This is a genomic window from Guyparkeria sp. WRN-7, from assembly GCF_001641825.1.
GTDB lineage: Bacteria > Pseudomonadota > Gammaproteobacteria > Halothiobacillales > Halothiobacillaceae > Guyparkeria.
In genome coordinates this window covers 388,625-414,349 of sequence record NZ_LRFH01000014.1, presented here as the reverse complement: position 1 = coordinate 414,349, position 25,725 = coordinate 388,625, and the positions used below count along the sequence as shown (strand labels likewise).

At 65.9% G+C, this 25,725-nt stretch carries 23 protein-coding genes; 6 read left to right on the top strand and 17 right to left on the bottom strand.

Translation table 11 applies throughout. The annotated features are described in order from the left end of the window. Positions 1 to 328 precede the first annotated feature (328 nt). From AWR35_RS10625 to rpe, 4 genes are all read right to left on the bottom strand, one after another. Complete coding sequence (locus tag AWR35_RS10625) at positions 329 to 1,996, bottom strand: AAA family ATPase (RefSeq protein ID WP_082663954.1); 1,668 nt, start codon at positions 1,994 to 1,996, stop codon at positions 329 to 331. 83 nt (positions 1,997 to 2,079) lie between these two features. Further along, the gene (trpE, locus tag AWR35_RS06520) at positions 2,080 to 3,594 is read right to left on the bottom strand and encodes an anthranilate synthase component I (protein ID WP_058575123.1); all 1,515 of its coding nucleotides are present in this window, start codon (positions 3,592 to 3,594) and stop codon (positions 2,080 to 2,082) included. A 97-nt stretch (positions 3,595 to 3,691) separates the two neighbouring features. Then, complete coding sequence (locus AWR35_RS06515) at positions 3,692 to 4,366, bottom strand: phosphoglycolate phosphatase (RefSeq protein ID WP_058575122.1); 675 nt, start codon at positions 4,364 to 4,366, stop codon at positions 3,692 to 3,694. Continuing rightward, positions 4,366 to 5,058 carry a ribulose-phosphate 3-epimerase gene (rpe, locus tag AWR35_RS06510; protein WP_058575121.1) on the bottom strand — a complete coding sequence of 231 codons (693 nt, stop codon included), beginning with the start codon at positions 5,056 to 5,058 and terminating at the stop codon, positions 4,366 to 4,368. The genes AWR35_RS06515 and rpe overlap by 1 nt, the downstream gene beginning before the upstream one ends. A 240-nt stretch (positions 5,059 to 5,298) precedes the next feature. On the opposite strand from rpe, the gene AWR35_RS06505 reads away from it, so the two are divergent. Then, positions 5,299 to 5,961 (top strand): FAD-binding oxidoreductase, encoded by a 663-nt coding sequence (locus AWR35_RS06505; RefSeq protein ID WP_058575120.1) that lies wholly within the window; start codon positions 5,299 to 5,301, stop codon positions 5,959 to 5,961. A 75-nt stretch (positions 5,962 to 6,036) separates the two neighbouring features. Here AWR35_RS06505 and AWR35_RS06500 read toward each other — a convergent pair whose 3' ends face one another. From AWR35_RS06500 to thiS, 3 genes are read right to left on the bottom strand one after another with little or no spacing between them, the layout of a single operon-like run. Then, positions 6,037 to 6,555, bottom strand: coding sequence for a hypothetical protein (locus AWR35_RS06500; RefSeq protein ID WP_058575119.1), 519 nt, complete (start codon positions 6,553 to 6,555; stop codon positions 6,037 to 6,039). After that, positions 6,552 to 8,201, bottom strand: a complete 1,650-nt coding sequence (gene ggt, locus AWR35_RS06495; protein WP_231723573.1) for a gamma-glutamyltransferase — start codon at positions 8,199 to 8,201, stop codon at positions 6,552 to 6,554. Before ggt ends, AWR35_RS06500 begins: the two co-directional genes overlap by 4 nt. A 53-nt stretch (positions 8,202 to 8,254) precedes the next feature. Beyond that, the gene (thiS, locus tag AWR35_RS06490) at positions 8,255 to 8,470 is read right to left on the bottom strand and encodes a sulfur carrier protein ThiS (protein WP_058575118.1); all 216 of its coding nucleotides are present in this window, start codon (positions 8,468 to 8,470) and stop codon (positions 8,255 to 8,257) included. Between the two features lie 110 nt (positions 8,471 to 8,580). Here thiS and AWR35_RS06485 point away from each other — a divergent pair, with 110 nt between their 5' ends. Next, positions 8,581 to 9,312 carry an HAD family hydrolase gene (locus AWR35_RS06485; protein WP_058575117.1) on the top strand — a complete coding sequence of 244 codons (732 nt, stop codon included), beginning with the start codon at positions 8,581 to 8,583 and terminating at the stop codon, positions 9,310 to 9,312. Positions 9,313 to 9,328: 16 nt separating this feature from the next. Here AWR35_RS06485 and AWR35_RS06480 read toward each other — a convergent pair whose 3' ends face one another. The 3 genes from AWR35_RS06480 to AWR35_RS06470 are packed head-to-tail and all read right to left on the bottom strand — an operon-like array spanning position 9,329 to position 13,145. Continuing rightward, positions 9,329 to 9,604, bottom strand: a complete 276-nt coding sequence (locus AWR35_RS06480) for an oxidative damage protection protein (RefSeq protein WP_058575116.1) — start codon at positions 9,602 to 9,604, stop codon at positions 9,329 to 9,331. A gap of 54 nt (positions 9,605 to 9,658) precedes the next feature. After that, positions 9,659 to 10,708, bottom strand: coding sequence for an A/G-specific adenine glycosylase (mutY, locus tag AWR35_RS06475; protein ID WP_058575115.1), 1,050 nt, complete (start codon positions 10,706 to 10,708; stop codon positions 9,659 to 9,661). A gap of 55 nt (positions 10,709 to 10,763) precedes the next feature. Then, a complete protein-coding gene (locus tag AWR35_RS06470; protein ID WP_058575114.1) occupies positions 10,764 to 13,145 on the bottom strand; it encodes an AsmA family protein in 2,382 nt (793 codons plus the stop codon). 189 nt (positions 13,146 to 13,334) lie between these two features. On the opposite strand from AWR35_RS06470, the gene AWR35_RS06465 reads away from it, so the two are divergent. The 3 genes from AWR35_RS06465 to AWR35_RS06455 all read left to right on the top strand — a co-directional run bounded on the left by AWR35_RS06465 (position 13,335) and on the right by AWR35_RS06455 (position 14,380). Next, positions 13,335 to 13,562 (top strand): MoaD/ThiS family protein, encoded by a 228-nt coding sequence (locus AWR35_RS06465; RefSeq protein ID WP_058575113.1) that lies wholly within the window; start codon positions 13,335 to 13,337, stop codon positions 13,560 to 13,562. A gap of 3 nt (positions 13,563 to 13,565) precedes the next feature. Beyond that, entirely contained in the window at positions 13,566 to 13,913 is a 348-nt protein-coding gene (locus AWR35_RS06460) for a hypothetical protein (protein ID WP_058575112.1), read from the top strand. A gap of 161 nt (positions 13,914 to 14,074) precedes the next feature. After that, positions 14,075 to 14,380, top strand: a complete 306-nt coding sequence (locus tag AWR35_RS06455) for an isoamylase early set domain-containing protein (protein ID WP_058575111.1) — start codon at positions 14,075 to 14,077, stop codon at positions 14,378 to 14,380. A 20-nt stretch (positions 14,381 to 14,400) separates the two neighbouring features. On the opposite strand, the gene AWR35_RS06450 is transcribed toward AWR35_RS06455, so the two are convergent. After that, complete coding sequence (locus AWR35_RS06450) at positions 14,401 to 15,108, bottom strand: PilZ domain-containing protein (protein ID WP_197408148.1); 708 nt, start codon at positions 15,106 to 15,108, stop codon at positions 14,401 to 14,403. 531 nt (positions 15,109 to 15,639) lie between these two features. On the opposite strand from AWR35_RS06450, the gene AWR35_RS06445 reads away from it, so the two are divergent. Further along, positions 15,640 to 16,644 carry a class 1 fructose-bisphosphatase gene (locus tag AWR35_RS06445; protein WP_058575109.1) on the top strand — a complete coding sequence of 335 codons (1,005 nt, stop codon included), beginning with the start codon at positions 15,640 to 15,642 and terminating at the stop codon, positions 16,642 to 16,644. 99 nt (positions 16,645 to 16,743) lie between these two features. On the opposite strand, the gene pstB is transcribed toward AWR35_RS06445, so the two are convergent. The 6 genes from pstB to AWR35_RS06415 form a co-directional block, all read right to left on the bottom strand. Continuing rightward, a complete protein-coding gene (gene pstB / locus AWR35_RS06440; protein WP_082663953.1) occupies positions 16,744 to 17,559 on the bottom strand; it encodes a phosphate ABC transporter ATP-binding protein PstB in 816 nt (271 codons plus the stop codon). A gap of 56 nt (positions 17,560 to 17,615) precedes the next feature. Continuing rightward, positions 17,616 to 18,782 (bottom strand): phosphate ABC transporter permease PstA, encoded by a 1,167-nt coding sequence (gene pstA / locus AWR35_RS06435; protein ID WP_058575108.1) that lies wholly within the window; start codon positions 18,780 to 18,782, stop codon positions 17,616 to 17,618. Positions 18,783 to 18,807: 25 nt separating this feature from the next. Continuing rightward, positions 18,808 to 20,067, bottom strand: coding sequence for a phosphate ABC transporter permease subunit PstC (gene pstC, locus AWR35_RS06430; RefSeq protein ID WP_058575107.1), 1,260 nt, complete (start codon positions 20,065 to 20,067; stop codon positions 18,808 to 18,810). 237 nt (positions 20,068 to 20,304) lie between these two features. After that, the gene (locus tag AWR35_RS06425) at positions 20,305 to 21,321 is read right to left on the bottom strand and encodes a PstS family phosphate ABC transporter substrate-binding protein (protein WP_058575106.1); all 1,017 of its coding nucleotides are present in this window, start codon (positions 21,319 to 21,321) and stop codon (positions 20,305 to 20,307) included. Positions 21,322 to 21,499: 178 nt separating this feature from the next. Beyond that, complete coding sequence (locus AWR35_RS06420) at positions 21,500 to 24,586, bottom strand: efflux RND transporter permease subunit (protein WP_058575105.1); 3,087 nt, start codon at positions 24,584 to 24,586, stop codon at positions 21,500 to 21,502. After that, a complete protein-coding gene (locus AWR35_RS06415) occupies positions 24,583 to 25,683 on the bottom strand; it encodes an efflux RND transporter periplasmic adaptor subunit (RefSeq protein WP_197408147.1) in 1,101 nt (366 codons plus the stop codon). The genes AWR35_RS06420 and AWR35_RS06415 overlap by 4 nt, the downstream gene beginning before the upstream one ends. Positions 25,684 to 25,725 lie beyond the last annotated feature (42 nt).

Below are 25,725 nucleotides of genomic sequence, written 5' to 3'. Positions count from 1 at the left end.
GGCCCGCAGGGCCAAGGCGTCGGGATGTCCTTCTTTTCGTCGGTTTTCTTGGACAAGCAAGAAAACCGACTCGCGCGCCACGCACAGAGCCAAAGCAGTGCCACCTCACGGGACGAGCGCGTGAAACTGATCCACCACGCTTCAAGCCGGGAAAACCAACCTCTTACGGGATCAGTTTTCATGTCAAAAACGCCGCTCTAAGACCTGAAAAGCCTCTCATCAGAAGGGGTAAGGCTGATATATCAGCCAGCTGCACAGGTCGGACCCCGTCTGAAGCAGCCCAACCAAAAGGTGCGCCCCTGAATTTCACCGATAGGTGCGACCACTATTATTCGTAGAGAGAGCTCGCCAAATTGCCCAAAGCCTCGTCGATCACATCACAAACGACTAGAAATCGCTCAGCCCATTCCAAGGACTCTTCACTATCTGCTCGTGTAGTCATCACATTGATGAAGTCGGACTTACGAGCATCTTTAATCTTGAAGGGCTCAACTTCTCCAGCCGCATCAACAGAGTACGAATCAAACCATCCTTCATGGTCTTCGTAAACATCCTTAACCCACTGATCTGGAAATAAACCCTCAATGGCAAACCTGGACCGAACGGAAACAAAATCTCGATTGGCCTGAAAAGGAATATCCTTATTGCCAAAATAACCCTGAAGCCCCCTTCTCTCTTTTTCGCCAGCATAATCCCCATCGAAAACGGAGACGCAGACTCGCTCCTGCCGAATGAATTCATACGTTGCCCGCAGGAATCCGGCAAGGTGTCTTACGCCTCCAAAGTCTTCGAACTTCGCGCGCCTAAGATAGGGCCAAGCGCGTGAAGACTCGGGAACCAACTCCAGAAACCAAGAAAAAAGCGAGCGATCAGAGGCGCCTTCCACAAAAACGTTATAAAAATCTAGGTTATAGAAGTCGCTAAATCTAATTCCCAAGGCAGAACGTATTTCAGAAACCGCCTCACTGAAGGTCGCGTAACCTTTAACCTCAGTGCGATTTTTTTCGTTTAGAAGAGTTCCGCTAACGTGCTCCGGATCCTGCGGAACAAAAGCCATCGAATGAGTTGTTTTTATAACAGTAGAATCCTTTGAAAGATTCTCGAGTATCGAATTGCAATTGCTTGCCAAGTAGGGGTGCAGGTATGACTCAGGTTCTTCTAGAAGCCACAATACCTTTTTCCCACCCTCTTTCTCTTGTTTTGTTATCCAACGGAAGGCCGCCAATAGCGCGGTCGTCTGAATCCCCATCCCCTTCTCATGTATCGGTGTCATTTGAGGGTCCGATATCATGAAATCAAAGCCAGAAACCAACTCCTCAACCGACTGCTGCGGCAAAGAGAAGCTAGCCTCAAAGTCAGAGAGCTGCGCATCCGCTAACTCGTCATTTAGAGCAGACGCTGCCTCCGAGAGGCTCGCATCAATATCAGAAAGGTGGGGCGCAATAACTTGCGAAACCTTTCGTCTCAGAAATGGATTCAGCAAATCATTGTAGATATCATCTACGCTCTTTGCAGATGGAACATAATGCAAACTGAACCCGCCCAAGAGCCTATTAACCAACCCGATATGGGTTCTTGAATACTGTGCCGCCTTGGTATTACCAGTCGGCCTTTTTATATTAGGAAAAATGCTATAAACGGGGGTGTTTGTATCAGTGAAATACAGGTTCAGCGATATCTTCTCCCCCTTCCTCTCCGTACCCTGCAAGGCATGCAATTCATCTATAGCTTCATATACATCTGGCTCGGATTCTGGATCGCCATCAAAAGTCGCAGTAATACTAGTCCGCGCGCGCCCCACGCCAAACGTCAGGTCAGAGTCCCTCGCATAACCGTAAGAATTTGAGTATCCAGTAAAAAGAACCTGAATAGCCCTTAATATATTTGTTTTCCCTGAATTGTTTGGCCCCACCAAGGTCATGCTTTTCCGGATCGGAATATGCTGCTCCGACTCTATAGACCGAAAGTTGCGCACACGAACGTCGATTAGATCCATCTAAAGCTCCGTAAATTCGATCCACCAAGAATAGGAGTAGGAACACCAGCCCTCTTCAGGGCCAAAGTTCAAGAAAATCGCAGCTAAGTTTCACCCGAGTCGAGACCCCGACTCGCCATATTGGCCGCCCGGAACAACGCCCTACGCTTGTTCAACGTCTCCTCCCACTCGGTTGCAGGCACGGAATCCGCAACAATCCCGCCCCCAGCCTGAACATGCAGCTGCTCGTCCTTGATCACCCCGGTACGGATGGCGATGGCCGTATCCATGTTCCCGTTCCAGGCCCAGTAACCCACCGCCCCGGCGTAGACGCCGCGCTTGACGGGTTCGAGCTCCTGGATGATCTCCAGCGCGCGGATCTTCGGTGCACCCGAGACGGTGCCGGCGGGGAAGGTCGCGCGCAGGACGTCCATGGCATTCAGGCCCTCGTCGAGCTGGCCGGTGACCTGCGAGACGATGTGCATGACGTGCGAGTAGCGCTCGATGATCATGCGCTCCTCGAGCTTGACGCTACCCACCTTGGCGACGCGGCCGGTGTCGTTGCGGCCCAGGTCGATCAGCATGACGTGCTCGGCGATCTCCTTCGGGTCGCTCAACAGGTCCTGCTCGAGGGCCTTGTCCTCGACCTCGGTGGCACCGCGCGGGCGGGTGCCGGCGATCGGGCGCACGGTGACCTCGCCGTCCTCGAGGCGGGCGAGGATCTCGGGGCTGGAGCCGACCACGGTGAACTCGCCGGCATCGATGAAGTACATGTACGGCGAGGGGTTGATCGAGCGCAGCGCCCGGTAGAGGTCGATGGGCGCGGCACCGAACTCGATGCTCATCCGCTGGCTGGGCACCACCTGCATGACGTCACCCGCCGCGATGTACTCGCGGATGGTGCGCACGGCGTTCTCGTAGCCCTCGCGGGTGAAGGTGGCGGTGAAGTCGTTCTCGTCGATCGACTTGCCCGGGGCGGACGAGCCGTAGTGGGCCACCGGCTCGCCCAGGCGGCGGGCGAGCTGGTCGAGGCGGACGTTGGCGAGATCGAGCGCGCCGGTCTCGGCCGGGTCGATCATGGTCACCAGCAAGAGCTCGCTGGAGAGGTTGTCGACCACGACCACCTCCTCGCTCGCCATCAGGAGGATGTCGGGCACACCCAGCGGGTCGTCGGCGTCGAAGTTGGCCAGGCGCGGCTCGATGTAGCCGATGGTCTCGAAGCCGAAGTAGCCCACCAGCCCGCCGTGGAAGCGCGGCATGTCGGCCGGCTCGTAGACGCGGTAGCGGGCCTTGAAGGTCTCGATCCAGGCGAGCGGGTCGTCGACGGTCTCGTCCTCGACCACCTCGCCGTGCTTTTTGACCACCACGCGGTGACCGTGGACGGTCAGGACCGTCGGGGACGGCAGCCCGATGATCGAATAGCGCCCCCAGCGCTCGCCGCCGGTAACCGACTCGAACAGGTAGCCGAACGGGCCTTCCACCAGCTTGTGGTAGACGGACAGCGGCGTGTCGTAGTCGCCCAGCACGCGGCGGGTGACGGGGACGCGGTTGTAGCCCTCGGCGGCGAGCTGCTCGAGGTCGACGCGGGTGGGCTGGTAGGGCTGGAAACGGTTGGGCATGACGGGCTCCGGTAAGGAAAACGATGGGCGGCGACGGGTGGCGTTCAGCTACGCCATCGTCTCCGCCATCGGAACGTCCCTGTCACCGTCATGAGGCTTACCTGCCGACGAGCCCCGCAAGTTCGGTCATCGAGTCGATGACCGCGTCCGGGTCGTAGTCCCGGATGTCCTTGCCGTGGTTGTAGCCGTAGCTCATGCAGACGATCGAGAAGCCCGCAGCGCGCGCGGCCTTCACGTCGGAAATCGAGTCGCCGATCATCAGCGCCTCGGAGGGATGCACGTGGAACCAGCCCGCCGAGTAGATCAGCGGCGCCGGGTCCGGCTTTTTCAGCGGCAGGGTGTCGCCGCTGATGATGACCTCGAAGTGGTCCTTCAGCCCGGTCTGCTCGAGGAGCGGCAGGGTGAAGGCCGACGCCTTGTTGGTCACGCAGCCGACCGACAGGCCCAGGGACTTGATGAAATCGAGCCCCTCGGTGACGCCGTCGAACAGCTTGGAGTGCTTGCCGTTGCTCTCGGCGTAGGCCCGCTTGAACACGGGCAACGCCTTGTCGAATTCGGCCGGGTCGGGTGTGCCATCGAGGTCGTTGGTGAGCGCGCGCTCGACCAGTCGCTCGATGCCGTTGCCGACCCAGGTGCGCACGTCGGCATCGGTCCGCTCGGGGTTGCCGAGCTCGGCCTGCATGGCGTTGACCGCCACGTGCAGGTCCGGGACCGAATCGACCAGGGTGCCGTCCAGGTCGAACAGCACCATGCGCGGGGTGAACTGCGCCATTACTTCTTGACCTTGGCCAGCTCGTCGCGCATCGCCTTGACGATGCTGTCGTAGCGGTTCGGGTCGGAATCCTGACCCTTGCCGAACAGCGCGGAGCCGGAGACGAAGGTGTCGACGCCGGCCGCGGCGATCTCGCCGATGTTGTCGGCGTTGACGCCACCGTCGATCTCGAGGCGGATGTCACGACCGGAGCGGTCGATGATCTCGCGCGCCTGGCGGGCCTTCTCGAGGGTCGCCGGGATGAACTTCTGGCCGCCGAAGCCCGGGTTGACCGACATCAGCAGGACGATGTCGACCTTGTCGATGACCCACTCGAGCACGTCCAGCGGGGTGGCCGGGTTGAAGACGAGACCGGACTGGCAGCCCTGGTCACGGATCAGCTGCAGGCTGCGGTCGACGTGCTCGGTGGCTTCCGGATGGAAGGTGATCGAGGTCGCGCCGGCCTTGGCGAAGTCCGGGATGATGCGATCGACCGGCTTGACCATCAGGTGGACGTCGATCGGTGCGGTGACGCCGTGCTTGCGCAGCGCGTCGCAGACCAGCGGGCCGATGGTCAGGTTCGGCACGTAGTGGTTGTCCATCACGTCGAAGTGCACCCAGTCGGCGCCGGACTTCAGGACGTTGTCCACTTCCTCGCCCAGGCGGGCAAAGTCGGCCGACAGGATACTCGGGGCAATGATGTAGTCGCTCATCTCGCGGTCCTCGGATACTTGGGGAAATTCGGTCGAGAGCGCCCGGCCCGATCGCCGGAGACGGGATCGGTTTCGCGGGCACACGCGCGGAAACTGGCGCTCAATGTACCGGATTTCGCCCGATTTTTTAAGAACAAGCGCGCCGCGCGCGGCAGCGGAAACACGCTGTGGCGCGGCGAGGCGCGGCCAAATCAGCTAGAATCGCGTCTCATTTCCAGCCGAAAGCATTTCCACAAGCCTATGTTCCAGACCGAACTGCTGCTGCGCGAATTCGTCACCCACGACGTCCAGCGCTACATCCTGGCCAAGCCCGAGGGCTTCTCGTTCACGCCCGGGCAGGCGATCGAGATGGCCATCGACGATCCGAAGTGGCGCGACCAGCCCCGGCCGTTCACGCTCACCAACCGGGTCGACGATCGCGTGCTGGAACTGATGATCAAGAGCTACGGGGATCACGACGGCATGACCCAGACGCTGGGCCGGTCGCAGCCGGGGCAGAAACTGCTGCTCTCCGAGCCGTTCGACAGCTTCACCTACGAGGGCTCGGGCTGGTTCATCGCCGCCGGCGCCGGCATCACGCCGTTCCTCGCCATCATCCGCGATCTCGCCGATCGCGGCGAGCTTGCGAACCAGAAGCTGATCTACTCCAACAAGACCGCCGACGACATCATCCAGCAGCGCGAACTGGAGGCGGCCTTCGGCGAGAACGCCCACTTCGTCTGCACCCGCGAGAGCTCGCCGCTGTGCACCCACTTCGGCCACGTCGACGAGGCCTACCTGCACGAGCACGTGCGCGATCTCAACGAGGAGTTCTACGTCTGCGGCCCGCCGGCCTTCACCCAGCAGGTAAAGAAGACCCTGGGCGAGCTGGGCGGCAACACCCGCAGCATGGAATTCGGCTAAGGCCGCACCGCCAGCCGGATACCGAAAAGCCGCGCCTCGAGCGCGGCTTTTCATGGCGACATGCCGGGTCGCTGCTCAGCGCAGGTCGACGTCGAACCACTCGGTGACCCGCACCCGGGCCAGATGGATGCGGTAGACGGTCTCGCGGGTGATCAGGCGCCCCTCGCGACTGACCCGGAAGCTCAGCCGTCGGCAGCGCGGCTGACGGGCGAGCACCTCCATCAGCGGCGTGCCGCCCAGCCCGGTAATGGCGCGGTGCAGCTTCGGCGGGATGGGACCGTTGACCCCGGCCACCTCGGTCATCGCCTCGATCCGGGCATCGCCGCTCTCCAGGCGCACGAGACGTTGCCAGACGCGAGTGGCCCGCGGAACGGGCCAGCCATCGGCCTCGGGTGCGCCCCAGCCTTCCAGGAGCGGGCGGACGATCACCGGGTGGCCGGTATGCCGATGAAGGGCGCGCGTGAAGGAGCCGGAGGTGCCCGCCAGCCGGCGCACCGACCCCGGCACGCCGAACAGCATCCCGGCGCCCGCCGGTCCGCTCGCGTGGCGAAAGCAGCCGCGGACGAAGCGACGCTCTCCGCCGAGATCGCTCATGGCGCCTCCGTGGCGAACACGGCTGCCTCGCCCTCGCCGCGCGGATCGCTGGCCGCCTCGAGCCGGCCGTCCGTACGCCACCAGGCGACCGCCTGCATGTTGCCGAAACCGTCATTGGTCTCGATGCGATGGCCCATCAGCTCGAGTTCGGCGCGCTGCTCCCCGGTGAGCCGGTCGGGCTCGACCTCGACCCGGTCGGGCAGGTACTGGTGATGGATGCGCGGCTCGGCGACCCAGTCGGCCACCGGCTCGCCGCGGGTGGCGGCCAGCACCCCGCCGAGCACCATGGTGATGATGCGCGAGCCGCCGGGCGTGCCCAGCACCCCGACCAGTTCGTCGTTGCGCACGAAGGTGGGCGACATCGAGGACAGCGGCCGCTTGCCCGGCGCAATCGCGTTGGCCTCGGCGCCGATCAGGCCGTAGACGTTGGGCACGCCCGGCTTCTGCGAGAAGTCGTCCATCTCGTCGTTCAGCAGCACACCGGTGCCGGGCACGGTCACCGCCGCGCCGAAGGGGTAGTTGATCGAGAGCGTCGCGGCGACGTAGTTGCCGTCGGCATCCATCACCGAGAAGTGGGTGGTGTGCGGGCCCTCCGGCTGGGTGACCACCGGGGCAAGCGCCGACGAACGGGTCGCGTCGGTAGGCGAGAAGCCCACCGCCAGCCCGGCGGCGTAGTCACTGCTGGTCAGGCGCGCGACCGGCACGTCGACGTAGTCGGGGTCGCCGAGATACTCGGCGCGGTCGCGGTATGCACGGCGCATCGCCTCGATGCGGTAGTGCAGCCCCAACGCGGAGGCATCGCCCAGCCCGCCTGCACGACGCTCGAGCCAGCCGTAGGTGTTGAGGATCTCGGCGATCGCCACCCCGCCGGAGGACGGCGGCGCGGCGGAAACGACCTCGAAGCCGCGAAAGCGACTGACCACCGGCTGACGCTCGACCACGCGGTAGCCGGCCAGGTCCGCGCGGGACCAGATGCCGCCGGCCCGGCGCACGCCGTCGACCAGCCGGCCGGCCAGATCGCCCCGGTAGAAGCCGTCACGGCCCTCGGCGGCAATCCGTTCGAGCGTCTCGGCAAGCTCGGGCTGCCGGATGACGTGTCCGAGCTCGGGCACCTCGCCATCGTCGAGGAAGATCGCGCGGCTGACCGGGTCGGCGGCCATCACCTCGCGGCGGAAACCGGCGAGATCGCGATACATCCGGGTGACCGCGAAGCCCTCGCGGGCGGCGCGGATGGCCGGATCGAGGCTGGTGGCAAGCGGCAACTGGCCGTAGTCGCCGGCGAGGTGATCGAGCGCGGCGGGAATGCCGGGGATGCCGGCGGCCAGCGCCCCGTCGACCGAGAGCTTGGGCTGCGGGTTGCCGTCGGCATCGAGATACATGTCGCGGCTGGCCTGCCCCGGAGCGCGCTCGCGGGCATCGAGCATCACGTCGCGACCCGACTTCGCCTCGTGGAGCAGGTAGAAGCCGCCCCCGCCGAGCCCGGAGCTGTAGGGCTCGACCACCGCGAGTGCGGCGGTAATGGCCACCGCGGCGTCGAATGCGTTGCCGCCGGCCTCGAGCACCTCGCGACCGGCCGCGGTGGCCGCCGGGTGGGCCGTGGCGATCGCCGCCTGGCCGGGCGCAGCCACCTGGCCGGCCTGGGCCACCGCCCACGGCAGCAGGACGAGCGCGAAGGCAAGCCGTCGCAGCACGTTCACGTTCAGCCCCCGCCGATCGCCTGGACGATCTCGACCCGGTCGCCGTCGGCGACCACCGCGCTGGGATGCTCGGCGCGCGGGCAGATCTCGCCGTTGAGCTCGATCGCATAGCGCTTGCCGCGGGTGCCGGCCAGCGTGACCAGCGCCTCGAGGGTGGTGCCTTCGGGGACGTCGCGCGGCTCACCGTTGAGCTCGATGCGGACTGTCGATTCAGCCATGTCTCTCTCCTGCGTCACCGGAACCGCTGTCCCGATCCGATTGTCTCTGCTGCTAATATGCCGTGCCGGTCAGCGGCCGGCCAACCCCACCATTCGTCGAAGCGATATCCATGAGCGAAACGCCCCGGGTCCATGCCCCCGAGCCATCCCTCGCCCTGCCGTGGGACGAGATCGACACCGTCCTGCTGGACATGGACGGCACCCTGCTCGATCTGCATTTCGACGCCCGCTTCTGGAAGGAACACTTCCCGCAGCGCTACGTCGAGCTTAGCGGCCTCTCGTCTGCCGAGGCGAAGCGGCGCCTCGAGGCACGCTTCGAGGGGCTCAAGGGTCAGCTGGCCTGGTACTGCCTCGACGACTGGCACCGGGCGCTGGCACCCGATTGTCGCGACGAACTGGACCTGGTCGCGCTCAAGCGCGAGCTGGCCCATCACATCTGTTATCGCCACGGCGTGCCCGACTTCCTCGAACGCCTCGGGCAGGCCGGCAAGCAGCGCGTGCTGGTGACCAATGCCCACCCGGCGAGCGTGGATCTCAAGTTCGAGCACGTCGACCTGCCGCGGCGACTCGACCGGATCTTCAACGCCCACGAGATCGGTGCGGCCAAGGAATCACCGCGCTTCTGGGAGCGGCTGGACGACCAGCTGCACTTCGATCCGGACCGCACCCTGCTGGTCGACGACAACCTGGTCGCCCTGGCCGCCGCCGGGGATTTCGGCATTCGCCACCTGCGGGCGATCACGCGGCCGAACAGTCAGGGCGAGCCGATGGATACCGCGCCGTTCGTGGCGCTGGACGACTTTCTCGCCGCCACCGACGAGCTGACGACCGGCACCGACTAGGCGGCGGCGCGTCGCGTCACTCGCTCGGCGGGACGTAGTCCTCGGGCTTTTCTTCCTTGCCCTCGAACAGGAACTTCTCCATCTCGCGCACCAGGAACTCGCGCGCCTTGGGGTCGACCGGCGTCAGCCGGTACTCGTTGATCAGCATGGTCTGGTGCCCCAGCCACTGCTGCCAGGCAGCCTTGGAGATGTTGTTGTAGATGCGCTCGCCCAGTTCGCCCGGGTACGGCGGCTTGGGCAGGGCCTCGGCCTCGCACTGCAGGCGCTGGCAGAAGACGGTGCGTTCGCTCATGAAAACCTCGTTCGCGCGTCGTTTCGAAATGTGTCCGGGATGATAACAGCGCGATCAGCCGAAGGCGGGCACGCCCCGCTCGCGAATCAGTCGCTGCACCGGGGCCGGCAGACCCACCAGCGGCTCGCTGACCAGCCGTTCGATCGCATGCCACTCCCCGGCACGATCGGTTACCGCCGCGGGGCGAACCGGGGCGCCCTGCACCTCGGCGGCCAGCTCGAAGTGGCTGAAGCCATGGCGCAGGCGCCCGAGCGAATGCCAGTCACCGGTGCGCTGCATGCCGAGCTCTGCCAGCCGTGACTCGACACCGTCGCCGCTTTCGCAGACCGGCAGGCTCGCCAGCCCGCCCCAGATGCCGCTCGGCGGGCGCTTTTCCAGAAACAGGTTTCCCTCGCCGTCCTCCAGCCAGAGCAACACGCGCTCACGCACCGGGCGGGCCTTGCGCTTGCGGCGCAGCGGCAGCTCGGCAGTCCGGTCTTCGATGCGGGCACGGCAATCCTCGGTCACCGGGCAGACCTCGCAACGCGGTTTGCCGCGGCGGCAGACCGTCGCGCCCAGATCCATGATCGCCTGGGTGTAGTCGGCGGCCCGATCCGGCGGAGTGTGTTCGTCGGCCAGCGCCCAGAGCGCGCGCTGGGTGGCGGCGGCCTCCTGCGGCGTGTCGACGGCGGCATGGCGGGCCAGTACGCGCTTGACGTTGCCGTCCAGGATCACCGCGCGCTCGTCGAAGGCCTGGGCGACGATGGCCGCGGCGGTCGAGGGGCCCACGCCGGGCAGGGCCGCCCAGCCCTCGACCGTCTCGGGCACGCCCTGCTCGACCATCTGCCCCGCGGCACGGTGCAGGTTGCGGGCCCGGGCGTAATAGCCGAGCCCCGACCACAGTGCCAGCACCTCGTCGGTGTCGGCAGCGGCCAGTGACTCGAGGTCGGGGAAGCGCTCGAGAAAGCGCTCGAAGTACGGGATGACCGTGGCGACCTGGGTCTGCTGCAGCATGATCTCCGAGAGCCACACCCGGTAGGGCGTGCGCGGATGCTGCCACGGCAGGTCGTGCCGGCCGTGGTCGTCGAACCAGGCCAGCAGCCGTTCGGCAAAGGGGGCCGTCACGACCCGCGGACGGGCCGGGCGGCCGGGTATCGGCAAGACAGGACGACAGCGCTCATCAGAAGCCGAGGCCCTTGATCAGCCCCTTGACCGGCGAATCCTCGCCCAGGCGCTTGTCGATCTCCTCGTCGAGGCGCTTCTTGACCTCACCCTTGGCCGCCTCCTTGGCCAGCGACTCGAGATCGAGCGAGATCGACGGGTCGGCGAGCGCGCCCTGGATGCGGATCGGCACCGGCACCTGCTTGAGGCGTTCGAGCTGCTTGCCGCCCTGCCCGGTAGCCGTATTGACCACGGTCGCGGTCAGGCGGTAGTCGATCGCATCGCGCGGCAGGTCGACTTCGCCCTTGCCGGCAACGCGCAGCAGCGGCGAGGCGCCCGCCAGGTCGTCGTTGCGCACCACGCCATTGCGGATATTGGCCGTACCGGTAATCGAGGTGAAGTCGGTCGACTTCTCCTCCGGCTCCGGTTCGGTCCTTCCCTCGAGCTTCGCCTGGGCACGACGCAGCAGGTAGCCGATGTCGAAGCCCTTGATCTTGCCGTCGCGCAGGGCCATGTCGGCGGTGCCGTCGAGTCCGGCCTTGAGCTCGTCGACCCGCTCGCCCTGGGTGTTCACGTCAAAGGACACGTCGCCCTTGCCGATCAGGCGATCCTCGTCCATCAGCGCCATCAGAAGCGGCTGCAGCGAGACACCCTGCACGCGCCCCTTGCCGGCGTAGCTCGGCACGTCGCCGCGCACGTCGAGACCACCGCTGGCGTTGACCTGGCCGTCGAATGCGTTGGCGGCAAGCTCGGCCAGCCGGATCCGGCCGCCGGCGGCCGTGACATGGACGACCGGCTTGTTCAGCAGGTAGTTCTCGTAGCGCAGGCTGGCCAGCGCCAGGCGCGCGTCGAGGTTGAGCGCGCGCAACGCCTCGGTGGGCAGCTCGATCTCGGCCGAGCCGGCCGCCGACGGCACGGCGCCACCGCCGCTCGACTGCTTCTTCTCGCTCTTCTCGCCGGCGGGCTTGGGCGCAAGATAGGGGTTGAGATCGAATTCCCCGCCCTCGAGACGGGCGAACAGCCGGCCGCTCTCGAGATCGTCGATACCGGCCCGGCCGTTGAGTTGACGCCCGTCGACCGCCACCTCGAGCTTGTCGAGCATGGCCCGCGTCGGGGTGACGTCGAGCTGACCGGCCACGGCGAATTCGCGCAGCGCATCGTCCGAGCGCATCGCCGGCAGTGTCACGCCGAGCCGGTCGGCCAGCTCATGCGGGTCGAAGGCGGCGATCTTGATCGGACCGCTGGCGATGAACTCGCCCGAGTCGAGTCCGCTGACCTCGATCTGCCCCGCCCCCCTGACCGGGTCGGAGGCCAGCACCAGGTCGCTGATGGTGGCGGTACCCGCCGCCAGGTCGGCACTGACCGAGGCACTGCTCGAGACGCTGACCGTGTCGTCCACCTCCGGCAGGCCCTTGAGATCGGCACTCAGGGCCAGACTGGGCAGCTGGTAGCGCCCGGTTGCCCAGTCTGCCTCGAGCACGGTCTCGAGCCGGCTTTCTAGATAGCTGAGCGGGCCGACGGCCTTGCCGTTGAGGTCGAGCACCACGCCATCCAGGCGGGCCTGCGACTTGGCCAGTCGCAGGTCGGCCTTGTCGACCTGCAGCATCGCCTCGATACGCTCCGGCAAGGTGGATGCGGCCTTGTCCTCTCGGCTTGCAATGAGGTTGAAGGCAACATCCTTGAGGATCACGTCCTGACGCTCGAACCAGACCTGGGCCTCGATGGCCAGATCGAAACTGCCGGAGAGCGGCGGCATGTCGGGCAGGCTGAGGCGGAAGCCCGACACCAGTTCGATATCGGTGGGCTCGCCCTCGCTCAGCGTACCGGTGGTCAGTTCGAGCCCGTCGATGGTGACCTCCTGACCGGCCAGCGCATCGCGCCAGTGGACGGTGGCATCGCGGATATCCACGCCACCGATCGTCAGGCGCATCGCGGGGCCTTCGCCGTCCTGCGGCTCCACCGTATCGGGCTGGTCGGGCTTGCCCGCCTGGGCAGACTGCCGCGCGACCAGGTCATCCCAGTTGGTGGTGCCGTCCGCGTTGCGGGCGAGATTGATCTCTGCCCCCTCGAGCAGCAGGGTGCCGATCTCGAACTCGCCGCGCAGCAGGGGCAGCAGGGCCGCCTGGGCCTCGAGGCGTTGAACCCTGACCATGGCCTCGGGGTCAAAGCCTTCGGCGTTGGCGAGCACCACGTCCTCGGTAGCGGCCCCCAGCCAGGGGAACACGGTCACCGACAGGTCGCCGTTGAATTGAATGCTGCGGCCGGTCTGCTCCTCGACCTGCGCGGCGATCTGCGGCTTGTAGTCGTTCGGGTCGAAGGTGAGCACAAAGGCGACCGCGGCAAGGATGGCGAACATCACCAGGGCGATGAACAGCAGGCCGAGTCGCTTGATCCATTTCATGCGGCGAGATCCTCGAAAATCGGTGGTCGGAGGGGCGGAATCGGGCGGCGCCCGGCCCAATCCGGGCTAGGATTGAAACAGACTTTAGCAGACAATATATCCATTCAGACCGGGCGCTTGCCCGGGGCACGGCGCCACGACTCAACGTCGCCACCCTGCCGACATACACCGCGAGCGATACAGACCATCATGAGCATTACCGTCCGCCTGTTTGCCAGCCTGCGCGAGCGCATCGGCTTCGACGAGACCCGCCTCGAGCAGACGCCGGCAACCGTCGCCGACGCCTGGCAGCAGGTCACCGATATCGAGCGCCCCGGCAACACGCTGGCGGCGGTCAACCACGAATACGTCGACCTCGACCACCCCCTCACCGACGGGGACGAAGTCGCCTTCTTCCCGCCGGTCACCGGAGGCTGAACCATGGCCAAGAACAGCATGCCCGGTAACGAGATGCGTCAGATCATCTCCCGTCGACGCCGCCTGATCCGTGTCTGGCCGGCGATCGCCCTGCTTCTGGCCGTGGTGACCCTGGGCTTCTACACCTGGGCGTTCTTCCACCAGCCGATCCTGGTCAACCCGCTGCATGTGCTCGAGCTGATGCAGAGCGGCAACCTCGACTCGGCCACCCAGGCCCTGCTGGCGGTCACCGCGCCGATGCTGTTTCTCGCTGTCGGCCTGCTGGTCCTGCTGCTGCTCGCCTTCGTCACCGCCGGGCTGGTGAGCGAGGGACGGCTGATGCGGGTACTGGAGAAGAACCTCTCGCGCTGACCCCGACCGTCACACCCCCGTCATCTCCCTTCGGTAAACCGGCCCATGAAGGCCGGCTTGCCAATGCCGACGCCATCGCCTAAATGCTTTGTCTGGCAACGGGCGGGCGGCATGGGGCTTTCCGGCCCGACATGCCGTCAGCCACGTGGAGGGAAACGACCATGGCGATCAGCAAAAAGGCACTCAAGGTGCGGCCCGAGTGCCGCGTCACCTTCTCCTACCAGGCCCGGGACGACGCCCGTCACCGCGTCGAGCTGCGCGGGGATTTCAACAACTGGGGCGAAGATGCGCTGCCGCTCAAGCGCCAGCGGGACGGCAGCTACCGGGTGACGGTGAACCTGCCGCAGGACGGCGAGTACGCGTTCCGTTACCTGGTCGACGACGAGCACTGGGACAATGACGAGGCGGCCGACGCCTACGTACCCAACCCCTTCGGCACGGGCGACAACGGCCTGCTGCGCACCTGACCGCGAGCGCCGGCGGCCCGTCAGCCGCGGGTCAGGCGCAGCCGCTGGAAACGCATCACCGCCCGATCGATCGCCTGGCTGTCGAGTGGCGGCAGGGCATTGAATTCCAGCCCGTAGACGACACTGGTGCCCACACCCGGGCGCCGGTTGCGGACGATGAACTCCAGGCGCGCGTCGATCTCGTCGCTGACCTTCAGGCGGGCGGCGTTGACCTCGTCACCGATGGCGAAGCCCGGGTCGTTCTTCTCGGTAAAGCTCACCGCGCAGCCGGTCGCCGAGATATTGACCACCTCGCCGGAGGTGACCTCGCGACGGTCGGGCAGGCAGAAGGCCAGCGTGCCCGGCACGTCCGGCGGCAGGTCGACGCGGAACGCGGAGCGACGCTGCAGGCGATTCATGGTCTCGGGATAGCCGATGTTGAGATAGCAGTCGTCGCCATCGCGTTCGGCCTGGATGTCGCTGGTGTAGAACCAGCTCAACAGCCCCTCGATGACCGCCTGGATACGCACCTCGCCGGCAGCGAGCACGTGACGCAGGACCACGGGGTCGGGACAATCGAGCACGATGCGGCCGGCATCGGCGTCGTTGCCGACCACCTGGACCTGGCCCTGGAAATCCGGGTCGTCGTCGGGAATCAGCCAGGCATGGCCGCGGGCTTCGAACAGGCGGGCGAGGCTGCGCGCGATGGCGCGCGGTGCGCGGACGGTTTTGATGTCCTGATCGTCCAAGACCAATAACTCCGAATCCATGGGGTTTCACCCGACGCACCTCGCATCCGGGCGACGGTAAGCATACCCAACTTGTCGTCGCCCTGCAGCCGTTGCCAACGGCGCCCGGGCGCGGCCGACATGCTTTGGTTCGGTTGCCGCGGGCGATCGGTTACCATAGGCGCCGAATTTCCGGACAGGGCGGCTCTGAATGTTGGGAAGGTCTGCATGATTCGATAGTGCCTCCGCGAGACCGCCAAGGGCCCAGTTGCAAGGCGCAGTTCGCCGTGAATGACGGTGACCTTCACAAGGACTGCAACGCCGCAGATGGGCCCTTGGCGGCCCGCCCGAATGGGGCCGGCGGGTTTGCCCGCACCCGGCGTTGCCGCACCTCGCCGGGCAATGAGCCCAGCTTCGGCGCGGCGCCTTGATTGCGAACAAACCCGTCGGCCAGAGGCACCATCGAATCGTGCAGACCTTCCCTGGCGCATTCAAAGACTTCCTGTCCCCGATTTTTCGTTTACCCATTCGACTGACACAGAGGACTTTTCCATGTCTGATGCCAAGCGACTTTCGCAGTACCTGGCCGAGCACCAGCGCCAGGGCCGCGTCGACGCCGACTTCGTCGGCCTGATCAGCGACGTGGCTTCCGGCTGCAAGCTGATTGCCGACCAGGTCGGCCGCGGCAACCTCATCGGCCTGCTGGGCTCCGCCGAGACCGAGAACGTTCAGGGCGAGACCCAGAAGAAGCTGGATATCATCTCCAACGACGAGTTCACCGACATCCTCACCGAAGGCGGCCACGTCGCCGGTCTCGCCTCCGAGGAAATGGACGAGGTCTACGACCTGCCGGCCGGCAAGCACCGCGGCCCGTACCTGTGCACCTACGACCCGCTGGACGGCTCGTCGAACATCGACGTCAACGTCACCGTCGGCACCATCTTCTCGGTCCTCAAGGCCCCCACCGGCAAGGAGAACCCGACCGAGGAAGACTTCATGCAGCCGGGCACCGAGCAGGTCGCCGCCGGTTACGTCACCTACGGCCCGTCCACCATCCTGGTCCTGACCATCGGTGACGGCGTCGACGGCTTCACGCTCGACCGCTCGGTCGGCGAGTTCAAGCTGACCCACCCGAACATGACCATCCCGGAAGACACCAAGGAGTTCGCCATCAACATGTCGAACATGCGCTTCTGGGACGCCCCGGTTAAGCGTTACGTCGACGAGTGCCTCGCCGGCACCGAAGGTGAGCGCGACAAGGACTTCAACATGCGCTGGGTTGCCTCCATGGTTGCCGAGGTACACCGCATCCTGGTCCGCGGCGGCGTGTTCATGTACCCGATCGACAGCAAGCACCGCGAGCGCGGCGGCAAGCTGCGCCTGATGTACGAGGCGAACCCGATGTCCATGATCGTCGAGCAGGCCGGCGGCCTGTCGATCACCGGCCCGGACCGGATCATGACCATCGAGCCGGAAAAGCTGCACCAGCGCGTACCGGTCATCCTGGGCTCCAAGAACGAAGTCCAGCGTATCTGGGACTACCACAAGGAAGGCTAAGCGCCTTCCGGGAATCCCGGACACGAAAAAGCCCCGCGACGAACCGCGGGGCTTTTTTTGTGCCCGCCCGCCGCCGGGGCAGGCGGAACGAGACGGCGATCAGCCGTAGCGACCGGTGATGTAGTCCTCGGTCTTCTTCTTGGCCGGGGTGGAGAACATGGTCGCGGTGTCGTTGTACTCGATCACGTTGCCCAGGTGGAAGAAGGCGGTGTAGTCCGCGATGCGCGCGGCCTGCTGCATGTTGTGGGTGACCACGACGATGGTGTAGTCACGCTTGAGCTCGTACATCAGCTCCTCGACGGTCGCCGTGGAGATCGGGTCGAGCGCGGAGGTCGGCTCGTCCATCAGGATCACGCTTGGCTGCACGGCGATTGCCCGGGCGATGCACAGGCGCTGCTGCTGACCGCCGGAGAGCGAGGTGCCCGGCTTGTCGAGCTGATCCTTGACCTCGTCCCACAAGCCGGCCGAACGCAGCGACCGCTCCACCAGCTCGTCCTGCTCGGCACCCTTGGAGACGATGTCGTGCATGCGCGGTGCGTAGGCGACATTCTCGTAGATGCTCTTCGGGAACGGGTTGGGCTTCTGGAACACCATCCCGACCTTCTTGCGCAGCGCCACCTCGTCGACCTGCTTCGACAACACGTTCTTGCCTTCCATGACCACCTCGCCCTCGGTGCGCACCGTGGGGATCAGGTCGTTCATGCGATTCATGCAACGCAGGAAGGTCGACTTGCCACACCCCGACGGGCCGATCAGCGCCGTGATGTTGTTCTGGTAGACGTCCAGATCGATGCCGTGCAGCGCCTGCTTTTCGCCGTACCAGAGCTTGAGGTCCCGTACGGTCAGGGCCAGCTCGTGGGTGGTTTCCTGGTTGAATGTCAGCGGGGCGCCCGTCGATGCGAGTTTGGTTGTCATGCTCGCCGTACCTGTCGTTGTGTGGCGTTCGATGAAAGGGTCGTCTGGCCGCCGGATTACCAGCGGTGCTCGAATTTCTTGCGCAGATAGACCGCGGTCGCGTTGAGCGTGATCAGCACGGACAGCAGCACGATGATACCGGCGGCGGTGCGTTCGACGTAGGCCGATTCCGGCATGCCCGCCCAGGTGAAGATCTGCGCCGGCAGCACGGTCGCCGCCTGGGTGAAGCTGCCCGGCGCGTCCGGGATATAGGCGATCATGCCGATGATGATCAGCGGCGCGGTCTCGCCCAGCGCCTGGGCCAGACCGATGATCGAACCGGTCAGGATGCCGGGCATCGACAGCGGCAGCACGTGATCACGCACCGTCTGCCAGCGGGTCGCCCCGACGCCGAAGGCCGCCTGACGGATCGAATCGGGCACGGCCCGCAGGGCGGCGCGCGAGGTAATGATGATGATCGGCAGGGTCATCAGGCCCAGCGTCAGGCCGCCGGCCAGGGCCGAGGAGCGCGGCGCGCCGAAGAAGTTGATGAAGATCGCGAGCCCCAGCAGACCGAACAGGATCGAGGGGATCGCCGCCAGGTTGTTGATGTTGATCTCGAGAAAGCGCGTGAAACGGTTGTCCGGCGCGAATTCCTCGAGGTAGACCGCCGTCATCACGCCCACCGGGAAGGCGAATGCCAATGTCACGATCAGCACCAGCACCGAGCCCACGGCCGCCGACGCCAGGCCGGCCATCTCCGGCAGCTTGGAGTCGCCGTTGGTGAAGAAGCCGGTGTTGAAGCGCAGCTCGGCATTGCCTGCCTCGACCAGCCGGTCGATCACCGCGACCTGCTTGTCACGCAGACGGGTGTCCCGCCCCTTGAGGTGCTGGTCGACGGCATCGTCCGCCAGCACCCACTCCATGCGCTTGGTGCCGAGCAGGTCGGGGTTGGCCTCCATCCGGTTCGGGATCAGGCGCAGGTAGCCGCGACTGACCAGCTCGCGCACGTCGGCCTCGACGGCCGCCAGCGGCAGTTCGCTGGCCCGCTCGCTGTAATTGATCTCGACCTGGATGTAGGCCTGCTGGAAGGCCGGCAGCCCCTTGACCAGCATGTCGACGAGAAACAGCACCAGGAAGGCGGCCGCGGCGATGAGCGCGCCCATCGACAACCATTTCATGCGTGCCGACTTGCGGTGCCGTTTTTTCAGCTGACGGGAGATGTCGTCCAGGGACTGGGCCATGACAGGAAGCTTCCGATTGGACTGGTTACAGGTTGTTGACCGCGTACTTCCGGCGGAAGCGACGGATCATCAGCACCGAGACGAAGTTGAGCGCCAGGGTAACCACGAACAGCACCAGACCCAGCGCGAAGGCGGACAGCGTCGCGGCCGATTCGAACTCGTTGTCGCCGGTCAGCGCGGAGACGATGCTGACGGTCACCGTGGTCATGTCCTCGAACGGGTTGGCCGTGAGGTTCGGCCGCATGCCGGCGGCCATCACCACGATCATGGTCTCGCCCAGGGCACGCGACACGCCCAGCAGGGTCGCCGAGATGATGCCGGGCAGCGCGGCAGGCAGGACCACGAAACGGATGGTCTCGTTGCGGGTGGTGCCCAGCGCCAGCGAGCCCTGTCGCATCGTGTTCGGCACCGAACTGATCACGTCGTCGGAGAGCGAGGAAATGAACGGGATGATCATGATGCCCATCACGATCCCCGGGGCCAGGGCGTTGTTGAACGAGGCATCCACGCCGACCGAATTGGCCGCGGAGACGATCAGCGGCGCGACGGTGATCGCGGCGAAGAAGCCGTAGACGACGGTCGGGATGCCGGCGAGGACCTCGAGCACCGGCTTGGCCACGGTGCGCACCGACGCCGGGGCGTACTCCGACATGTAGATCGCCGCCGAGACGCCGATCGGCACCGCCACCAGCATCGCGATCGCGGTGATCATGAAGGTGCCGGCGAACAGCGGCACGGCACCGAAGTTGCCGGACGGGCCCTCGCCGCCCTCGGCGCGGCCGGCGGCCTCGAGGAAGGAGTCGCCCGGCGCCCAGTTTGTGCCGGTAATGAAGTACCAGAAGCTCTCCATCTGGAAGAAGCGGATCGCCTCGAACAGGATGGAGAACAGGATGCCGAAGGTAGTCAGGATCGAGACGGAGGCCGCGGCAAGCAGCGTCCACTTGACCGCGCGCTCGAGCGAGTCACGCGCGCGCAGCTCGGGACGGATACGATTCAGGCCGAGAAACAGGCCGAAGGCACCCAGCCCGAGGGAGCCGGCCACTGCCAGCCAGCCCGGGAAGGCATTCTCGAACAGACCCAGCACGATCGCCGCCAGGAAGGCGACGATCACCGCCGGCCCGGCGGATGTCAGCACCGCGAACCAGGCGTACTGATCGGGCTGGGAGTGCATGTGCGCCCCGCCGGCACGCGTCCGTGCCGCCTTGGTACGCCCGAGGTAGAACCCCAACGCCCCGAGCAGAATCACCCCGGCGAAGAACGTCATCAGTATGTGGTCGGTCTGCATCTCTGCGCTATTCCGTCGTGGATCACGGTGTCGGTATCCATCGGGCGGCTGTGCCGGCCAAGGCCATTCCAGGAGTCCCGAAGCGGCCCATTATTGAGAACCTGACTCCTGTTGCAAGCATTCGGCACAAATTCCGCCAAACACTTGCGACAAGAGAAGGCCGGCGACAATACGCGCCGGCCTTTTCCCGTCCCTGGGAGACACCCTCTCCCCATCCCTGGGGAGCGAGTCCTTCGCTTACTTCAGATCGGACAGCTCGAGCTGCTTGCGATCGGCCACGTTGGTCTGCCACTCGTTGAGCAGATCCTGCGGCATCGGGATCAGGCCGATGCCCTTGAGGTAGCCGAGATCGCTGATCATCTTGTCGCTCATGAACAGCTCGACGTATTCGCCCATGGCCGGAACGTCGTCGGCGTGGCTGTTCTTGATGTAGAACCACAGCGAGCGGGAAACCGGGTACTCGCCCGAACCGATGGCTTCCGGCTCCGGTGCGACGCCGTCGATGTTCGCGCCGGCCAGCTTGTTGGCGTTCTCCTCGAGGAAGGAGTAGCCGAAGATGCCGAAGGCGTCGACGTCGTTCTGCAGCTTCTGGACGATCAGGTTGTCGTTCTCGCCGGCGTCGATGTAGGCGCCATCCTTGCGGATGTTGGTGTAGCCCTCGCCACCAAAGGCGTCCATCTCTTCGGTCACGGCCTCAAGCACCAGCTCCTCGAAGGCGTCACGGGTACCGGAGGTGGTCGGCGGGCCGTAAACGCGGATTTCGCGGGCCGGCAGGGATGCGTCGATGTCGCTCCACTTCATGTACGGGTTGTCGACCAGCTGGCCGTCCTGCGGCACCTTCTCCAGCAGGGCCAGGGCGATCTGCTCGCGGGTCAGGTTGACCTGGTCATTGGTGTTGCTCTGGGCGAAGGCGATGCCGTCGTAGCCGACCATGGCCTCGGTGATGTCGGTCACGCCGTTTTCCTGGCAGCGCTCGAACTCGGACGGCTTCATGCGACGCGAGGCGTTGGTGATGTCCGGGGTGTCCATCTCGTTGCCTTCGCAGAACAGCTTCATGCCGCCGCCGGAACCGGTGGACTCGATGACCGGGGTCGGCCACTTGGTGGTCGCGCCCAGCTCTTCAGCGACATAGCTGGCGAACGGGAAGACGGTGGACGAGCCGACGATGCGGACCTGGTCACGCGCCTGGGCGGTGCCCATGGTCGCCGCCATGACGGCGGCCAGGCCGATGCTGGATACGGCAAAACGTTTCATCAGAAAAACCTCAGTTGATGTTCAACACAACGCGATTGCAGGAACGCAGTCTGATGACGGTTTGTGACAGCAAGATGAAATTGTGACAACGATTCCGTGACAGAGGGTAGCGGAAAGCCGGGGGCAACGGGATATCAAGGAGATGGAGGCTGCCTTCATCCCACCGGGATGGCTTTCGTCACCCCGTCGGCTCGGGCGGCCGCACCCGGAACCAGACCGCATACATCGCCGGCAGGAAGACGATGGTCAGCACCGTCCCCACGGCAATCCCGCCGATCAGCGTGACCGCAAGCGGTCCCCAGAAGGTACTGGCCGTCAGCGGCACGAAGGCGAGCACGGCCGCCAGCGCGGTCAGCACCACCGGCCGGGCGCGGCGGATGGTCGCCTCGATCACCGCGGTATAACGATCGTCACCGGCGCGGCGATTCTCGTCGATCTGCCCTACCAGGATCAGGGTGTTGCGCATCAGGATGCCCGCGAGACCGATCAGCCCCAGCAAGGCGACGAAACCGAACGGCTGGTTGAACAGCGCCAGGGCGCCGGCCGCGCCGATCAGCCCCAGCGGCGCGGTCAGGAGCACCATGAACAGCCCCGGGAACGAGCGCATGTTGAACATCAGCAGGGTGAGCATCAGCACCACCATCAGCGGCATGATCACCTTGAGCGAGTTCTGCGCCTTGGCCGACTGCTCGACCGTGCCGCCGATCTCGACCCGGTAGCCGGCCGGCAGCGAGGCCCTCAGCTCGGCCAGATCGTCCCAGCTGGCAAAGGTGGCGTCCGGCGGTTGCGCGCCGCGGATCTCGGCGTTGACGTTGATATACGGCGTCTGGTTGCGCCGCTTGAATACCGGCAGCTCGGTCTCGACCTCGATCTCGCCCAGATGCTCGAGCGGCACGGTCCGCCCCTCGGCGATCCGGATCGGCAGACGGGCGAGCTGCGCCGGGTCGCGGGCAACGCCCGGCTCGGCGCGCACGATCACCTCGACGCCGCGGATATCCTCGCGCAGCCGCGTCGCCGCACGACCGTTGATCAGTTCGGCCAGCTGCGACTGGACCTCGACCGGCGTGACGCCCAGCGCGGCCAGCCGGCCCGGATCGAGCGCCAGACGCAGGGCCGGCACCTGCCGCCCCCACTCCAGGTGCGGATCAACGAGATGCGGGTTCTTCGCCATGATCTCGCGCACCTGCTCGCCGATGGCCACCAGCTGCCCGACCTCGGGCCCCATGACCCGGAACTGAACCGGCCAGACCACCGGCGGGCCGTAGAGCAGCGGGTGCGGACGTACGCGCGCCTCGGGGAAGGCGCCCTCGGCAATCATCGCCTCCATCCGCTCGCGCAGGGCCTGGCGTGACTCGGCATCGTGGGTGACGGCGATGATCTTGGCGAAGGCCGGATCGGGCAGCTCGGGATTGAGCGCAAGGAAGAAGCGCGGCGCGCCCCGACCGATGTAGGTGGAGAGCGATTCCAGCGCCGGGTCGTCCTCGATCGCCGCGGCCACCCGTTCGGCCACCGCGCGGGTCGCCTCGACCGAGCTGCCCTCCGGCAGCTGGATGTCGATCAGCAGCTCCGGACGATCGGAGCTGGGGAAGAACTGCTTGGCCACCCCCTGACCCATTAGCACCACCGAGCCGGCAAACAGGATCAGGGTGGCGCCGAGCACCCACCAGCGATGCGCCACACAGGCGGTCACCACACGCCTCAATGCGCGATAGATACGCCCGCTGTACATATCGTCGGGAGACGAAGGCTCGATACGAGGCAGCAGCTTCACGCCCAGGTAGGGGGTGAACACCACCGCGACGAACCAGGAGGCGATCAGCGAGATGCCCAGGATCCAGAAGATGTTGCCGGCATACTCGCCGACGTTCGACTGGGCGAAGCCGATCGGCACGAAACCGACCACGGTCACCAGCGTGCCCACCAGCATCGGCATGGCGGTGACCGTCCAGGCGTGCGCCGCGGCAGCTGTCCGCTCGGCGCCCTCCTCGAGCTTCACCAGCATCATCTCGATGGCGATGATGGCGTCGTCCACCAGCAGTCCCAGCGACAGGATCAGCGCGCCGAGCGTGATCCGGTCGAGGTTCTTGCCGGTGATCTGCATGACGACGAAGGTCATCGCCAGCGTCAGCGGCACGGCGAAGGCGACCACCAGCCCGGCGCGCAGCCCCAGGGCGAGAAAGCCCACCAGCATCACCACGCCCAGGGCGAGCAGGAACTTGATCTGGAAGGTGTCGACGGCCAGCCGAATCGCGTCGGCCTGGTTGGTGACCTTCTCCAGCTGCACTCCGGCCGGCAGGTCGGCGGCGACGCGCTCCTCGAAGGCAGAAAGCCGCTCGCCGAGCTTCAGGCCGTTGATGTTGTCGGCCATGATCACGCCCACCATCAGCGCCCGCTGGCCGTTGTTCTCCACCACGAAGGCCGGCGGCTCGGCCAGGCGTCGCGAGATGTCGGCCACGTCCGAGAGGCGCAGCACCCGGCCGTCGATGTTCAGGGGCGTGGCGGCAATGCGCTCGATCGTCTCCGCCCCCTCGGCATCAAGCCCCGACCCGACGCGCAGGTACAGGCGCGGGCCGTCGGTCTCGATCAGCCCGGCGGTAGTCATGCGGTTCTGCCCGGCGATGGCCGCGGCAACCGCCTCGGTGGTCAGCCCCATCGACTGGATGCGCGCCGGGTCGAGGCGCACCTCGATGCGGTCGTCCTGCTCACCGATCAGATGAGCCTTGTCGACACCCTCGACCCGCAGTGCCTCGCGCCGCAGCGTCTCGGCGGCACGCACCAGACTCTTCTGGTCCGCCCCCGGCGCGGTCAGGGCATACAGGGTGAAGTAGACGTCGGAGAAGTCGTCGTTGAAGAACGGGCCGGCAACGCCGGGCGGCAGTTGCGGCTCGGCATCGGAGAGGTGCTTCCTGACCTGGTAGAAGACGTCATCGACCGCCTCGGGCGGCGTGGACTCCTCGAAGTTGATCCTGAGATAGATCGAACCCGGCCGGCTGATGCTCTCGACGAAATCGAAGTAAGGCACGTTGTCGAGTGCGACCTCGAGCGGCTCGCCGACCTGCTCCTGCATCTCGCGGGCGGTCGCCCCGGGCCAGTGCGCCTCGGCGAGCATCACCTTGAGGGTGAAGGCCGGATCCTCGGCCCGGCCGAGGGAGACGAAGGCGTACAGACCGGCCAGCGCCACCAGCAGGATCAGGTAGAGGGTGACCGACCGCTCGCGGACCGCCAGCGCGGACAGGTTGAAGCGGCTGACGGACGCTTCGCTCAAGGAGCGGACTCCCCGGCACCCGTCGCCACCTCGTCGCCGCGGCGCACGCGCACGGCCTGGCCGTCATGCAGACGATTGACCCCGGCGATCACCACCAGCGTCCCGGCCGGCAGCTCGGAGTCGATCAGGGCGTAATCGACATCGATGCGCCGCAACGTTACCTCGACGGCCTCCAACCGCCCGTCGAGCACGCGGAACACCCGCGGCTGGTCGTCGCGGGCAAAGACCGCCCCGACCGGCACGCGCTGGTGGCGCGCCCCCTCCCGGGTGAACGAGAGAATGGCGGTCTGGCCGAGCGACCACGGCGTCATGCCCGCGGCCGAATCGGCTAGCCGGTAACGGGCGGCATAACTGCGACTGACCGGGTCGGCCGCACCGCTGATCGTGTCGAGGCTCACCTCGGCGGTCGCGCCGTCGGCCTCCAGACGGGCCTCGGCCCGCTCGGCGAGATCGGCACGGCGGCGCTCGGGCACGGCCACCTCGACCAGCCGCCCCTCATCGGCCGCCAGGCGGACCACCGGCTGGCCGGCGGCGACCACGTCACCCACATCGGCACTGAGCCCCGTCACCACCCCGTCGAAGGGCGCGGCCAACGAGGCATAGTCGAGAGCATTCCTGGCCTCGGCCAGCTGCGCCTCGGCACTGGTCACCCGGGAGGCAGTCGCCTGGGCGCGGGATTCTGCCTGGTCGAGGGCCTGGCGACTGGCGACCTGCTGCTCGAACAATGTGCGGATGCGTTCGAGCTCCTGTTCGGCGAGGCGCGCATCGGCACGCGCCTGCTCGAGCGCGGCCCGAGCCGAATCCACCCGGGCGGCGAGATCGCGCTCGTCCAGCCGGGCGAGCGGCTCGCCCTGCTCGACCCGTTCGCCACGCCGCACCAGGCGCTCGCTGATGCGTCCAGCCGCCTGGAAACCGACGGCGGCATTCGTCTCGGCGACCACGCTGCCGACCAGCGGTGGGCGCGGCTCGACACCGGCGGCGATCGGGGCGACCAGCACCACCGGCCGCTGGTCGGATTCAGCCAGGGCGGACGGGGTGAAGGACAACAGGACAGACGCCGTCAGAGCCGCCCGAGCAATCGCGAAAAGCTTTGCCATACTCACCGGCCGCATCCCCGCCCAGAAGCCATCGACTCGTCC